This window comes from Achromobacter sp. JD417 (genome assembly GCF_041879325.1).
GTDB classification, from domain to species: domain Bacteria; phylum Pseudomonadota; class Gammaproteobacteria; order Burkholderiales; family Burkholderiaceae_B; genus Achromobacter; species Achromobacter mucicolens.
Genome location: NZ_CP087159.1, coordinates 5,486,531 through 5,500,911 on the forward strand (window position 1 = coordinate 5,486,531; position 14,381 = coordinate 5,500,911).

Annotated in this window: 13 protein-coding genes; 8 read left to right on the plus strand and 5 right to left on the minus strand. The window is 68.6% G+C overall.

Annotation, left to right across the window (positions count from 1 at the left end):
- Nucleotides 1-60 precede the first annotated feature (60 nt).
- Together LN047_RS25220 and LN047_RS25225 are read right to left on the minus strand one after the other, a co-directional pair.
- Nucleotides 61-858, minus strand: a complete 798-nt coding sequence (locus LN047_RS25220; RefSeq protein ID WP_280001087.1) for a flavin reductase family protein — start codon at nt 856-858, stop codon at nt 61-63.
- An 11-nt stretch (nt 859-869) separates the two neighbouring features.
- The gene (locus LN047_RS25225) at nt 870-1,934 is read right to left on the minus strand and encodes an LLM class flavin-dependent oxidoreductase (RefSeq protein ID WP_063954001.1); all 1,065 of its coding nucleotides are present in this window, start codon (nt 1,932-1,934) and stop codon (nt 870-872) included.
- A 108-nt stretch (nt 1,935-2,042) separates the two neighbouring features.
- Between LN047_RS25225 and LN047_RS25230 the strand changes: the two genes are divergently transcribed.
- On the plus strand, nt 2,043-2,984 hold the full coding sequence (locus LN047_RS25230; RefSeq protein WP_056325002.1) for a LysR family transcriptional regulator: 942 nt from the start codon (nt 2,043-2,045) through the stop codon (nt 2,982-2,984).
- Nucleotides 2,985-2,998: 14 nt separating this feature from the next.
- On the opposite strand, the gene LN047_RS25235 is transcribed toward LN047_RS25230, so the two are convergent.
- Nucleotides 2,999-3,883 carry an SMP-30/gluconolactonase/LRE family protein gene (locus LN047_RS25235; protein WP_373980536.1) on the minus strand — a complete coding sequence of 295 codons (885 nt, stop codon included), beginning with the start codon at nt 3,881-3,883 and terminating at the stop codon, nt 2,999-3,001.
- A gap of 274 nt (nt 3,884-4,157) precedes the next feature.
- Between LN047_RS25235 and LN047_RS25240 the strand changes: the two genes are divergently transcribed.
- The 7 genes from LN047_RS25240 to LN047_RS25270 are packed head-to-tail and all read left to right on the plus strand — an operon-like array spanning nt 4,158 to nt 11,892.
- The gene (locus LN047_RS25240; RefSeq protein ID WP_253857572.1) at nt 4,158-4,928 is read left to right on the plus strand and encodes an enoyl-CoA hydratase/isomerase family protein; all 771 of its coding nucleotides are present in this window, start codon (nt 4,158-4,160) and stop codon (nt 4,926-4,928) included.
- A gap of 2 nt (nt 4,929-4,930) precedes the next feature.
- Entirely contained in the window at nt 4,931-7,063 is a 2,133-nt protein-coding gene (locus tag LN047_RS25245) for an acetate--CoA ligase family protein (RefSeq protein ID WP_373980537.1), read from the plus strand.
- Between the two features lie 8 nt (nt 7,064-7,071).
- Entirely contained in the window at nt 7,072-8,277 is a 1,206-nt protein-coding gene (locus LN047_RS25250; RefSeq protein ID WP_180097663.1) for an acyl-CoA dehydrogenase family protein, read from the plus strand.
- Nucleotides 8,274-9,218: an acyl-CoA dehydrogenase family protein gene (locus LN047_RS25255; protein WP_373980538.1), complete on the plus strand. Its 945-nt coding sequence runs from the start codon at nt 8,274-8,276 to the stop codon at nt 9,216-9,218. Before LN047_RS25250 ends, LN047_RS25255 begins: the two co-directional genes overlap by 4 nt.
- A 9-nt stretch (nt 9,219-9,227) precedes the next feature.
- Nucleotides 9,228-9,986 (plus strand): SDR family NAD(P)-dependent oxidoreductase, encoded by a 759-nt coding sequence (locus LN047_RS25260; RefSeq protein ID WP_056324983.1) that lies wholly within the window; start codon nt 9,228-9,230, stop codon nt 9,984-9,986.
- Nucleotides 9,986-11,167, plus strand: a complete 1,182-nt coding sequence (locus tag LN047_RS25265) for an SDR family oxidoreductase (RefSeq protein WP_373980539.1) — start codon at nt 9,986-9,988, stop codon at nt 11,165-11,167. The genes LN047_RS25260 and LN047_RS25265 overlap by 1 nt, the downstream gene beginning before the upstream one ends.
- A complete protein-coding gene (locus LN047_RS25270; protein WP_373980540.1) occupies nt 11,155-11,892 on the plus strand; it encodes a carboxymuconolactone decarboxylase family protein in 738 nt (245 codons plus the stop codon). Before LN047_RS25265 ends, LN047_RS25270 begins: the two co-directional genes overlap by 13 nt.
- A 17-nt stretch (nt 11,893-11,909) precedes the next feature.
- On the opposite strand, the gene LN047_RS25275 is transcribed toward LN047_RS25270, so the two are convergent.
- Together LN047_RS25275 and LN047_RS25280 are read right to left on the minus strand one after the other, a co-directional pair.
- The gene (locus LN047_RS25275; protein ID WP_373980541.1) at nt 11,910-13,319 is read right to left on the minus strand and encodes an amidase family protein; all 1,410 of its coding nucleotides are present in this window, start codon (nt 13,317-13,319) and stop codon (nt 11,910-11,912) included.
- Nucleotides 13,320-13,402: 83 nt separating this feature from the next.
- On the minus strand, nt 13,403-14,380 hold the full coding sequence (locus LN047_RS25280) for a tripartite tricarboxylate transporter substrate binding protein (protein WP_175234718.1): 978 nt from the start codon (nt 14,378-14,380) through the stop codon (nt 13,403-13,405).
- Nucleotide 14,381 lies beyond the last annotated feature (1 nt).

The following is a 14,381-nucleotide window of genomic DNA, read 5'->3' on the forward strand; positions in this document are numbered from 1 at the left end:
CCGCCATGCAAAAGCCCGCCAAATGGCGGGCTTGTCGTTCAGTCAAATGCGGTCACCGGTTCATTGCAGCTGCGCTGGCGCAATGCCGTGCGTGGCGGACTTGAAGTTGATCACCGGACGCGCCTCGCGGCAGGCCGTCCTGCGAATCTTGCCCACGATGAGATCGTGCGTGCCGAGCTTCTCGGTGCAGACGATGTCGCATTCGATGCTGGCCAGCGCATCGGGCAGCACGGGCGCGCCATGTTCGTTCATCACCCATCCACCGTGAGCGAACCGCGCCTTGCCCTGAGGATTCTTCATGAAGGCCTCGATCACCTCGCCGTGGCCTTCGCCCAGGATGTTGGCGACGAAACGTCCGTTGCGCAGCAGCGGGGCGTGCGCCGACGCGGTCTGCTGCACAAAGAACCCGACCATCGGCGGGTCGGCCGAGATCGACGTCAGGCTGGAGACGATCATGCCCGCCATATCGTCGCCGTCTCCCGTGCTGACGGCGCTGATGCCGGCCGGCAGCGACCGCATCGCCGCCTTGAAGTCATCCACCGACACCACCTCGTCGCATTCGTTGACCACCATGTGCGCACGGATGTCACCGCGTTCGTCGACCCATCCGTGCCGCGCCGCGTAGTCCACCATCTTCGAGAAGCTGGCTTCCCAGGCCGGATCGCCCGCGTGCTGCGACAGGAAGCGCAGCACTGACGGCGACAGCCGCACGTGCCGCTCGTCCTCGCGCCGGCCGATGCGGGCGATCGCGCGTTCCAGCCGATCCGCGGGCTGCGGGTCCGCCAAGACATCCAGACGGCCGAAATCGGCCGCGTCGCGCAGCGCAATGGCGCCGGCATTGCTCAGGTAGATACGCATGCTGCCCTCCTTCAGGCAAGGACGGTCGTGCTGCCGACTTCCTTGCGGATCGCGGGAATGATCTTGTCGCCCCAGAGTTCGATCTGCTTGAGCATCGTCTTCTGGTCGAAATCGCCAAGCTGCGTTTGCAGCGCAATGTGCTTCGGACGCAGGATGCTGATCTCTTCGAGCATCTTGTCGATGACCTCGTTGACCGAACCCACCGGCAGGTTCTTGCGCAATTGCTCGAACGTCGGGTCCGTTTCCGAAGGCACTTCCTTGACCATGTAGCCGTCGTCGCTCTGCGCGCGGCGGAACTTCAGGCTTTCGGAAATGCGGCGCTGAAAGCGCGCGCAATCCAGATAGGCATCGATCTCAGCCTTGTTGTCCGACGCATAGCCACAGCGCAGAAAGCCGAACTTCACGTCGCGGTCCAGGTCCTTGCCGTTGTCCTCGGCCACCTTCTCCAGCCGCCCGCGCAGTTCCGCGATGGCGTCGTTGCCCTTGAGCAGCGCCGTCACGAACAGATTGTGGTTCTCGCGCACGCCGCGGCCAAGCGTCACCGGGTTGCCCGACGTGATCCACAGCGGCGGCATCGGATCCTGCACGCAGCGCACCGCGATCGAGCTGGGCGGAATCTTCAGGAACTTGCCGTCATGCTCGAAGATCTTTTGCGTCAGGCCCTTGGGGATGACGTCCAGAAACTCATTGAAGATCGCACCCGACTCCTCGATCTGGACGCCGAAGCGCTCGAATTCGAATTGCTGGTACCCCGACCCAACGCCCAGGTCCAGCCGCCCATTGGACACCGTATCCACGAAGCCGACTTCCGCCAGAAAGCGCGCGGGGTGATACAGCGGCAGGATGCACACTGCCGTGCCCAGGCGTATCTGGCGCGTCTTGGCCGCGGCATGGGCCACCGTCATCAGCGGCGACGGCGACAGCGAGTAGTTGTTGAAGTGATGCTCGGCGTACCACGCCGTGTTGAATCCGGCTTGCTCGGCCGCCACCGTCTGCTCGATGGAGTTGTTGATGACTTGCGCGGAGGACTGGTGGTAACCTCGTTGCTGCGCCAGAATGAATACGCCGAATTCCATTGTGTCTCCTCATTGATGCTTGAATCCTTGAGGAAATTCTAGAGGCCGGTAGTCATGGGCTGGAATACAAGAAAAGCGGCGTTCTGTGCTGCATAAAGTGGAGGAATGATGGACAGACTGCGCGCCATGGAGCTCTTTCTGTCGATCTCGAAGTCCGAGAGCTTCTCGGAAACCGCGCGCCAGTTCGGCATCTCTGCCACCTCGGTGTCGCGCATGATCACCGACTTCGAAAGCGAGCTCAACGTCAAGCTGCTGCTGCGGTCCACGCGGCAGGTCGTGCTGACCGAAGCGGGCCAGGAATACGCGCGCCAGCTCGAACCCATCCTCTGGAACATCAACGAGGCGCATCGCAACATCACCGAGATCCGCGCCGCGCCCAAAGGCGTGCTGCGCGTGCATTCGCGCATGATGTTCGGTCTGGGCGTACTGCCGCAGCTGGTCGCGGCCTTTCGCGAGGCCTACCCCGAGATCCACATAGAACTCGTGCTGTCGGAAGCCAAGACGGATCTGCGGCGCAACAACTTCGACATCGATTTCCGCATCTCGCCGCCCGTCGAGGCCGGCCTGAAGCGGCGCATCCTGTTCAAGAGCGAACGCTATCTCGTCGCTTCGCCCGCGTATCTGGCCGATCGCAAGCCGCCCGAAACGCCGGCCGACATCGCCCAGCACGCGTGCCTGGCGTACCTGCTTCCTGGCGACCAGTACCTCTGGCGCTTCAAGCAGGGCGAGGTCATCGATGAAGTGCCGATCCAGCCAAGGCACGTCACCAACAATGGCGTGGCGTTGCTGGAGCTGGCCAGGCTGGGGGAAGGGATCGCGCTGCTGGACGACTACACCGTGCACCACGACATCGCGCGCGGCACGCTGGTGCGGTTGTGTCCGGACTACCGCGTCACCAACACCACCTTCGAAGAAGGCATGTACGCCACCATCCTGGACACGGCCATGATCCCCGTGAAGATCCGGCTGTTCCTGGACTTTGTCGCCTCGCACGTGTCGGGCGCCGAGCTGCGATTCGCCGCGTACGGCAAGCCGGCGGCCGACGCCTGACCCGGCGGTAAGCGTCAGGCGCCGGGCCGGATCGCGCAGCGCGGGCGCGGCGCGCCTGCGTAACCCGCGCCCCGGATGCGCAGCAGCGCGCCGTCCAGGGCGCCATTGGCCGACAGGCGTCCGCTGTCGCTGATGGACGTGACGTAGAGGTCGGTCAGGTCGTCCCCGCCAAAGCACAGCGACGCCGGGTGGGCGACCGGCACGTCGATGCGCCGGTCCAGTTTTCCGTCGCGGTCGAACCGGACGACGGCGCCCGCATGCACCAGCGCCGTCCAGAGCCCGCCGTCCCGATCAAAGCAGCAACCGTCCGGCGCCGATCCGAGCGCATCCGTGTCGGCAAACACCTCGCGGCCCGATAAGCCTGCCTGCGCATCCATGCGATACCGGTAGATGGTGCGCGCCGCGCTGTCGCACACATGAAGGTGCGTGCCGTCCGGATGCAGGGCCGGGCCGTTGACCACGCCGATCCCCTGCGCGATCCGGGCAAGCGTGCCGCGCGTGTCCAGGCGATACAGTCCGCCCAGCGGCGCCTCGCCTGCCTCGCGGTAAATGTGCATGGTGCCCGCAACAAAGCTGCCGTCCGGCAGGGGCGTGCCGTCATTGAGCCGCAGGTTGGGGTGGCTGACGCCGATATCGGCCAGCGTGCGCAGGCTGCCGTCCGCCGGCCGGAACAGCGCAAACGACTCCTTCAATGCCACGACCAGCTCGTCCTCGCGGTTGAAGGCAAATGACCCGAGCGGCGCGGGCAGCTGCCAGCTTTGCACGCGGCCCGAATCCGGCGTCACGGCCAGGATCAGCCCCTTGCGGCAATCGGCCATCCACAGCTGCCCGCCCGCCGCGTCCCACACCGGGCATTCGCCCAATGCCGCACGCAGCGTTCCGATACGTTCGATCTGCATCTGCCTCCCTCTCTCCAACACGCGCGCTGGCGATGATTTTTCCCCATGGTATCGGCTGCGGGGAGCCCGGAATATGCGCCATTCCTGCAGAACACAACCACCGTTTTTGCCGTAGATCGGGCCCAGGCCCCTTCCTAAAATCAAAAAAAATCCAGCGCCGGCAGGCGTGGACAGCAGACAAGACCGGTCATCAGACCCCGAGGAGACTTACGATGCAGCATGCCCACGGCGCCCGGCGCCCCGCTATGTGTTTCCAATCGAGCGAGGTGCGGGCATGAGCGACACCCCCGTCAAGTTCGAAGTCAATGAAGGCGTGGCGCTGGTCACGCTGAACAACGCGCCGGTCAATGCGCTGAACCGCACCATGCGCCGCCGCATCGTGGCGATCTTCGACGAGATCTCCGAGCGCGACGACATCCGCTGCGCGGTGCTGACCGGCAGCGGCACGGTCTTTTGCGCCGGCGCCGACCTGAAGGACCGCCCCAACGCCGACATCGCCGGCGACTTTCTTGAACACAACCGCATCACCCGCGAAACCGGCAACGCCATCAAGGAATGCGCCAAGCCGGTCATCGCCGCCGTCAACGGCGCGGCGCTTGGCGCGGGGTTGGGCCTCATGGCCGCGTGCGACATCATGTATGCGTCCGAGAACGCCACCTTCGGCATGCCCGAAATCAACGTCGGCCTGGCCGGCGGCGCGTCCATGCTGCGCACGCTTTTCGGGCGTTCGACGTTGCGCCGCATGTTCTTCACCGGCCAGCGCCTGACCGCGCACGACCTGCTTCGCCGCAACGTGCTGGAAGACGTGCTGCCTGCGGACCAGCTTCTGCCCGCTGCGCTGGCGCTGGCGCACGAAATCGCCGGCAAGGCGCCGCTGGCCGTGCTTTACGCCAAGCGCGCCGCCAACATGGTCGACCTCATGCCGCAGCGCGACGCCTACCGCTTCGAGCAGGACTTCACCATGGCGCTTGCCAAAACGGAAGACGCGCGCGAAGCCCGCATGGCATTCCTGGAAAAGCGCCAGCCGCAGTTCAAGGGACGTTGAGCATGGATACGCAGCATCAACGCCCCGGCGCGGGGCTGGCGCCCTTTTTCCAGGCCGCGGGCATCGCCGTCATCGGCGCCTCGGACGACATCACCAAGATCGGCGGCCGTCCCGTCCACATGCTGATCAAGCACGGTTACCGCGGCGCGGTGTACCCCATCAATCCCAAGGGCGGAACCATCCAGGGGCTGCCGGCGTACACCAGCGTGACGCAGACACCCACGGCGCCCGACCTGGCGATCCTGGCCGTGCCCGCCGCCGCCACGCCCGCCGCGCTGCGCGATTGCGCCGCGCGCGGCGTGAAGGCCGCCATCGTGCTGTCGGCCGGCTTCACGGAGGCCGGCCCCGAAGGCGCCGCGCTGCAGGCCGAACTGGTCGCCATCGTCCGCGAACACGGCATGCGGATCCTGGGCCCCAACTGCCTGGGCACGGTCAATGTGGCCGAGCGCCTGATCGGTTCCTTCTCGATCGCGCTGGAAGAGAACATGCCGCCCGTCGGCCACGTGGGCATCGTGTCGCAGTCGGGCAACGTGGGCAGCCACACCATGCAAAGCGTCGCCCGCCGCGGCATGGGCGTCAGCCGGTTCATCGCGACCGGCAACGAAGCGGATGTGGATGCCGCCGACGGCATCGCCGCGCTGGCCGAAGACGCGGACACGCGCATCATCCTGTGCTGCATGGAGACCTGCCGCGACGCCGGCAAGCTCATCGGCGCGCTGCGCCTGGCGCGCGAACGCGCCAAGCCCGTCATCATCCTGAAGATTGGCTCCACGGAAAAAGGTCAGGCCGCCGCCGCCTCGCACACCGGCGCCCTCACCGGGTCGGACGCCGTGATCGACGCGGTCTTTCGCCGTCACGGCGTGCTGCGCGTGCGCTCGGTCGAAGCGCTGATCGACATCGGCCACGCCGCCTCGCTGCTCATGCCCCGCCGCCTGCCGGCCAACGATGCGGTGACACTCGTGGCGGCGTCCGGCGGCTTCGGCATCATGATGGCCGACGCGATGAGCGAGGCGGGCCTGTCCCTGCCCCCGCTCGCGCCCGACACGCAGCGGCGCATCCGGGAAGCCGTGCCCACCGCCAGCACCGGCAATCCGGTGGACGCGTCCGCGCAGATGTCCGCCCGTCCGGACATCCTGCTCAAGATGCTGACCGCCCTGCTGGAGGACCCGTCGGCCAGTTCCGTTGCGCTGTTCATGTCGCTGTCGCTCTACAACGCGCGGCTGCGCGGCATCTACCTGCAAGCGCTGGCCGAGGTGCGCGCCAGCCACCCGGACCGCCTCTTGATGGTCATCAGTCAGGGGCCAGCCGACGCCGTCGAGCAGATCAACGCGCTGGGCATTCCGGTGTTTTCCAGCATCGACGCGGCCGCCACGGGGCTGGCCGGGCTGGTGCAGCTGGGCCGCCTGCGCAATTGCATTCCCGACGGCACGGCGCTGCCCGCCTCGGAACCCGTCGACCCGGCCGTGTTCCGCAACGAATTCCACGCCAAGCAGGCGTTGGGCAAAGCCGGCATCGATGTGCCGCGCGAGATCATCGCCCGCGATGCCGACGAGGCCGTGCGCGCGGCCGGCGCCATCGGCTATCCCGTGGTGCTGAAGATCGCCTCCGAAGACGTCGCGCACAAGACCGAAGCCGGCGGCGTGCTGCTCGACCTGGCCGATGCCGGCGCCGTGCGTCAGGGCTACGCGCAAATCCTGGCCAACGTGGCGCGGCACGCGCCGGCCGCGCGCATCCACGGCGTGCTGGTCGCGCCGATGGTCGCGGGCGGCACCGAACTGATCGCCGGGGTATCGCAGGATCCCGTCTTCGGTCCCATCGTGATGGTGGGCATGGGCGGCATCTACGCCGAGGTGTTGAAGGACGTCGCCGTGCAGGCCGCGCCCGTCAGCGAGGCCGAAGCCGCCGAGATGATCCGGTCGCTCAAGATGTTTGCCATCCTGGATGGCGCACGCGGGCGGCCCAAGGCCGACATCGCCGCCGCCGCGCGCAGCGTGGCGCGCCTGTCCGAATTCGCGTACCGCCACCGCGCGGACGTGTCTGAAATAGACATGAACCCCATTCTGGTGCGGCCGCAGGGCCAAGGCGTCGTCGTCCTGGACGCGCTGATGATTCCGCGCGCCGCCCCCGCCCACTGAGGACAGCCATGCAATTCGAACAACACGCCGCGGTCCCGGATCCTGCCGCGGGCCCCGAGGTCTACCGCCAGCACGCGCGCACCTGGCTGCGCGCCAACCTGCCCGGCTTCATGCGCGCCGACAGCCTGGACTGGCGCGCGCCCTCGCTCGCCGAAAGCAGCGCCTGGGAGGCCGCGATGTATCAGGCGGGGCTTGCCGGCATGACGTGGCCCAAGGCCTACGGCGGCCACGGCCTGACGCTGCGCGAGCATCTGGCGGTGAACAAGGAGATTGGCGCACTGCCCATGCCCGAGAGCGTCAGTTCCATCGGCAAGGAACTGGCCGGTCCCATCATCATGGCCGTGGGCACCGAACAGCAGAAGCAGGACTTCCTGCCCGCGATCCTGGCGATGCGCCAGTACTGGTGCCAGGGGTTTTCGGAGCCGGACGCGGGTTCGGACCTGGCCCGCCTGCGCACCAAGGCCGAACAGCAGGGCGACACGTGGCGCATCAACGGCCAGAAAATCTGGACCAGCGGCGCGGCCAAGGCGCACTACTGCCTGCTGCTGACGCGTACCGGCACCGTGGCCGACAAGCATCGCGGCCTGCTGATGTTCGCGGTCCCGATGGACACGCCGGGCATCCGCGTCGTCCCCATCAAATCCATCGACGGCAAGGAGTCCTTTGCCGAGGTGTTCTTCGATGACGTGGTGGTGCCGGACAGCGCACGCCTGGGCGCCCCGGACGAAGGCTGGAACGCCGCCATCCGGGTGCTGTCCATCGAGCGCGCCACCAACCGCATGTACCGCCCGTGGCGCTTCGAATGCGAACTGCGCCAGCTCATCGCGGCCTGCAAATCCGATGCGCAACTGGCCCCCGCGCTTGACGACGGCTACGTGCAGCGCCGCGTCGGCGACCTGGTCTGCGAGATCGACGGCTTGAAGGGCCTGGTCGAACTGACCGTGGCGCGCATGCTGCGTGGCGAGACCATCGGCGCGCGCGGTTCGCTTACCAAACTGTATTGGTCGGAATGCCATCAGGCGTTCGCCGGTCTGGCGCTGTCGCTGCTGTCGCAGGTGGGGCCGCATTCCAGTGCCCTGGCGCGCCGCGCCCAGAAGGCCTTCACCACCGCCTACCTGTTCTCGCGCGCCGAGACGATCTACGCCGGCACCACCGAAGTGCAGCTCGACGTCATCGCCCAGCGCGTCATGAATCTGCCCAAGGACCTGACATGAGCCACGAAGAACTGCGTCCCGAGGAATTCGCGCAGGCCGCCGACGCCGCGATCACCGATGCCCTGACCCGCCAGGATCCCCGCGCCATGGCGCAGGTGCTGGCGCAGGCGGGGCTGTGCGGGGTCATGGCCGCCGAAGACGACGGCGGACTGGGCCTCCCGCTCGAATTCGCGCTGCCGATCGCGCATGCGGCCGGGCGTCTGCGGTTGCCCTTGGCGCTTTCCGAACAGATCCTGCTTGCGGGCGCGATGGCCGGCACGCCGCAGGCGGCGGCCCTGTCCGCCGGCGAACGCCTGGCCGGCATCGCCTGGCATGGCAGCCTGCAGGCCGGTCACGCGCGACTGGATCAGGGCCCCGCCGACTGGGTGCTGATGGCCGACGGCGCGGGCGCGGCCCTTGTCGATGCCACGGCATTGCCGCGCGACGACCAGGCAGCGCTGGATCCCGATCATCCGCAGTCCTGGATCGCGCTCGCGGACGCGCCGGTGCTTGCGCGGCTGGACGAAGCGGCATGGGCCGCGCTTCGCCGCCAGGCGCACCTGCTGCTGGCCGAGCTCGCCAACGGCGCCGCCGAAGGCGCGCTGCAAGCGGCGGCCGATTACATGGCCACCCGCGTGCAGTTCGGCCGCCCGTTGTCGGCCAAGCAGGCCGTGCGCCACTTGCTGGCCCGCATGCGGCTGCTGCAGGACGTCTCCAGCGCCGCGATACGACGGGCTGCGCACGCCGACGAATACGGCGCGCCGCGCGACACGCAGCCCGCGCTGGCTGGCGCGCTTGCCAACGCGGCCTTCGTCATCGAAAAAGCCATCCACCTGCATGGCGGCATGGGCTTCACGTGGGAACTGCCCCTGCATCGCGCGCTGCGCGCGGTGCGCAAGCTGGACGCCGCGTTTGCCGGGCTGTCGCGCGGCGCCGGCCACGCCTTCATTCAATCGGTATAGGAAGCAACCATGGCACAAGATCTCGCCGGGCGCGTCGCGCTCGTCACTGGCGCGGGCGCCGGCATCGGCAGGGCCACCGCCCGCCTGCTCGCCGCGCGCGGCGCCACGGTCGGCGTCAACGACCTCAAGCAGGAACTGGTGGATGACGCCGTGGCCGGCATCGTGGCCGAAGGCGGCAACGCCTTTCCCGTGGTGCAAAACGTCGCCACGCGCGAAGGCATCGGCGCAGCCGTGCGGCAGGCCGCCGAGCACGGCGCGCGGCTGGATATCCTGGTCAACAACGCCGCCTGGGTGCGCTACCAGAGCGTGCCCGACATTCAGCCCGACACGCTGGAGCGCATGCTGGACATCGGCTTCAAGGCCGTCATCTGGGGCATTCAGGCGGCGGCCGAGGTCATGGACCCCGAGCGCGGCGGCGCCATCGTCAACGTCGCATCCACCGCCGCGCTCAAGTCCGCACCCAATTCCATCGTGTATTCGGGCATCAAGTCCGGCGTGCTGGGCGTGACGCGCGCGGCGGCCGCCGAACTCGGTGCGCGCCGGATCCGGGTCAACGCCGTCTGCCCGTCGGCGGTGCCCACGGAAGGCACGCAGCGCAACCGCAACGCCGAACGCGACGCGCGCCGCGTCGCCAGCACGCCGATGGGCCGCCTGGGCACGGTGGACGACATCGCCGAGGCCATCGTGTTTCTTGCCAGCGACGAGGCCCGCTTCATCACGGCGCAGGCGCTGGTGGTGGACGGCGGCATCACGTTCACGACCCTTTGATGGACACCGTCCTGCTCACGGGCGCGGCCAGCGGCATTGGCCGTGCGGCGGCCCGCCGGCTCGCGGCCGCAGGCCATCGCTGCGTCCTGGTCGACCGCAATGCGCCGGCGCTGCAGGCGCTGCGGGCCGAGCTGCCCGCGCCCGCCGATGCAGAGCATTTGGCGCGCGTCACTGGCCTGACGGACGCGTCGCAGATTGCCGCCCTGGCAGACGGCATGCCGCGCCTGGATGCGCTCATCAACAACGCCGGGATGACCGACAGCAGCAATAGACCCACCGTCGACCAGGCGGCCGACGACTGGCAACGCCTGCTCGATCTGAACCTGCGCGCGCCGGCCCGCCTGGTGAGCGCCCTGCGCAGCCGCCTCGTCCCCGGTGCGCGCGTCGTCAACGTGGCTTCCGGCGCGGGACTGCGCGCCATCCCGTGGCGCGGCGGCTACAGCCCCAGCAAGGCCGGGTTGATCGCGCAGAGCCGTGCGCTGGCCCGGTCGGATCCGGGCCTTCGCGTCACCGTGCTCTGCCCCGGTTACGTGCAGACGGAACTGGTCGCTGGCCTGATCGCCTCGGGCCGCCTGGACCCCGCACGCGCCGTGGCCAAGATCCCGCTGGGCCGGTTGGCCGACCCTGACGAGATCGCATGCGCCCTCGCCTTCCTTTCCAGCACGCACGCGGCCCCGCTTGCCGGCGGACTTGTGTGCGTGGATGGCGGTTCGTCGGTGTACGGCGGAAGCCAGACCTATGCCCCTGCCGCCGGACACGGGCGCGTTCCGGCGGATGCGCCCCTATCCCTTACCGTTCGCGGCGGCTGGCCGCCGCTGCCCGGTGAATCCGCTGGCGACGGCTACCCCGCGGTGCTGGACGCAACGGTGCTGGCCAGCGCACCGGGGCAAAGGCTGGAAGCAGCATTGCAGGCCGCGCAGCGCTTCACCGCTGACGGCCCCGCCAGCCTGACGCTTTTGCTGCCCGATGCCGACGGCCTGGATTGGGAACACGCCGGCGATCACGCGGCCGCGCGCATGCTGATCGCCTCGCTGGCCTGCGAATGGGGGCCGGCGGCGCGCCGCATCAATGCCGTGCAGATCGCGCAAGGCACGACGCCCGAGGCGCTGGCGCCCCTGCTGCGCTTTGTGGCCGGCGCGCAGGCCCAATATCTGACGGGGCAAGTGCTATGCAGCCGCTGACCGACCTGAACGAGATCAAGGCCCGCTTCATCGCCGCGCGCGGCTATTGGCGTCCGTGGACAGACGCGATGCTGCACGCCAATCCGGGCTTTCTGGCGCACTACGCCGAGTACGCGGGACACCCGGCCAAGACGGGACCGCTGGCGCCCCGCATGGTCGAGCTGATCTACGTGGCGCTCGATGCGTCGGCCACGCACCTGTTCGAGCCGGGCCTGACAACCCATCTGCGCATGGCGCGCGAGGCCGGCGCCACCGATGCCGACGTGTTCGATGTGCTGCACCTGGTCACGATGCAGGGCCTGAGCGCGGTGCTGCAAGCCGCCGACCTACTGCACGAGGCCGCGCCCCAACCGGCGCTAAATCCGGACGATGCCCTGCGCGCCCGCATCGCCGCGCTGTGGCCGGAACAGTCGGGTAGCCTGCTGCGGCTGGCGGCGATGGACCCGGGCTACGTCGCTGTCCTGCTCGACTTTCTGGAACATGGGGCGCCTGCCGGTGGATTGACCCGCGCGGAGCGCTTGCTGGTGCGGGTCGCCCTGCACGCCTGCTTCACGCAGGGCGACATGGACACCACGCGTGCGTTGATCCACGAAGGGCTGGCGCAAGGGGTGACGCGCCAGGCCCTGTTGCAGGCCATCCAGTTGGGCGCGCATCTGGCCGTCCACGGCGCGGCGCTGGGCGCCGCCGTCCATGCGCGGCAGAATGAACCCGGCGCTTCGGGTTAGGTCAGCGAGGGACGCCGTCAGATGCCAAGCCGTTCCAGCACTGACCAGCCGGCCCGCGCCTCGATGACCTCGCCGGCCGCCAGGCACAAGTCTTCGCGGAACCGCCCAGCCACCAACTGCACGCCGACAGGCACACCGTGCGCCAACCCCACCGGCACCGACAGCCCCGGCAGTCCCAGAATCGCCGTCGAGACCAAAGGACTCTGCGCCCGCAGGATGTCCGCCATCACGTCGGCGCCCTGCTGATCCCGATCCACCGGGAAGGGCAGCGCGAACGACACCGGCATCAGCAGGACGGAATAGCGCTCAAAGAAGCGGCCCCATTCGCGCAGCATCGTCGTGCGCATCGCCATGGCTTGAACGAAGCCGTCCTTGTCCCGGCGCGGCGTGTGCGCCAGCATGCTTCGGTACGCGTTCTGGATGGCGCGGTCGCCCGCGCGTTCGATCTCGCGCTGCATGGACCCGGCGGCTTCGTTCATCAGCACGTCCAGCCACAGCGCGGCCGCGGCGTCGAACTGCGGCGGCTCGGCGACCTCGACGATGTAGCCCGCGTCCTGCAACCAGCCGGCGGCACGCTGCAGCGCGTCGGCCACTGCGGCGTCGGCCTTGTGCTGCGCCGTCCCCGCGAACAGCGCGACGCGGCCATTGCCTTGCAAATCGGGAAACGCCAGCGGCGCGGGCACCCACCAAGGATCGCGCGCGTCGCCACCCGACATCGCCGCCAATCCCAAGCGCAGATCGGCGACGGTACGCGCCAAAGGCCCTTGCGTGGCCGCCATCTGCGATGCCACCGGGCGCTCCGAGCGCTGCGTGGCGTTGTAGCCCGGCACCCGCCCCTGCGAGGGCCGCAGCCCTGCAACGCCGCAGCAATACGCGGGATAGCGGATAGAGCCGCCCTGATCGCTGCCATGCGCAAGCGGCCCGACGCCCAGCGCCGCCGCCACCGCCGCGCCGCCGCTGGAGCCGCCCGGCGTGCGCGCCACATCAAACGGATTGACGGTGCGGCCGTGCAGATCGTTGTCGCTGAACCAGCGCCACGAAAACGCCGGGACATTCGTGCGTCCGATGACGATCGCGCCCGCGCGCAGCCAGTTGTCGACCGCCGGATTGTTGTCCTGCGCGATGAGGTCCCGATAGGCTGTCACGCCGTTGGTCGTGGCGGTGCCAGCCAGATCCGCGTTGGCCTTGATCGTGACCGGCACGCCATGCAGCGCGCCCAATGCCTGCTTGCCGCGCACCGCCGCGTCGGCGGCATCCGCGGCGCGCAGCGCCTGTTCCGCATACGTCTCCGTCAGCGGATTGAAGGCGGCGTTGACCGCGTCGGCGCGGTCCAGGCAGCTCTGCACGGCTTCGCGGCTGGAAACTTCACCGTCGCGGATGGCTCGGGCCAGGTCGAGCGCGTTCCAGCGCCAGAGTGCGTTCGTCATGTTGTCTCCCTATTCTGATAACCCTGTTCTGCGCGGACCGCGCCGGAGCGCGCGCTCTGCAAAACCCGTTGCGCGCCGCACGCTCAATCCGCCGATGCGCCGGACTGCTTCACCATCGCCGCCCAGCGCGGAATCTCCGCGGCGATGAGGCTGGCGAACTGCTCGGGCGTGGACGGCGTGGCATCGACCGACAGGGTCTCGTTCTGCTTCTGCACCGCGGGGTCTTGCAACGCCTTGGCAATGGCGGCGTTCAGCTTGGCGATCACCGGCGCCGGGGTGCCCGCCGGCGTCACGATGCCGCCCCACGACACGACCTCAAATCCCTTCAAGCCCGATTCGTCCAGCGTCGGCACATCCGGCAGCACCGGCACGCGCGTCAGGCTGGTGGCGCCCAGCACCTTGACCTGGCCCGCGCGGATGAAAGGCAGCACGCCCGCCACGTTGTCGATCATCACGTCCAGCTGTCCGCCGGCCAGATCCACCACGGCCTGCTGGCCGCTCTTGTACGGCACGTGCAGCATGGTGGTGCCCGTTTCGCTCTTGAGCATCTCCCCCGCCAGATGCGCGCTGGATCCGACGCCCAGCGATCCCACGCTGACCTTGCCCGGATGCTGCTTCGCGTACGCGGCCAGCTCCTGCACGTTGCTGGCCGGCAGGCCGTTGCGTGCGATCAGCACCAGCGCATTGCTGATGGCCAGGCTGACGGGCGCCAGGCTGCGTTGCGGGTCGTAGGGCAGCTTGGCGTACATGCTCTTGTTGATCGCCAGCGTGACGATATTGCCGAAGCCGATGGTGTAGCCATCGGGCGCGGCCGACGCCAGCGCCTGCGTGCCGACGATGCCGCCCGCGCCGCCCCGGTTCTCCACGATGACCGGCTGCCCCAGTTCGCGGCCCAGCGCGTCGGCGATCGGGCGCAGCACCACATCCGGGCCCGACCCCGCGGCATAAGGAACGATGAGCTTGATCGGCCGCTGCGGCCAGTCGGCGCGGGCCGCGCTGGCGACCGTGGCGGCCACGAGGACCAGAAACAAGGAAACGGCACGGCGGGCAAAGATCGGCATG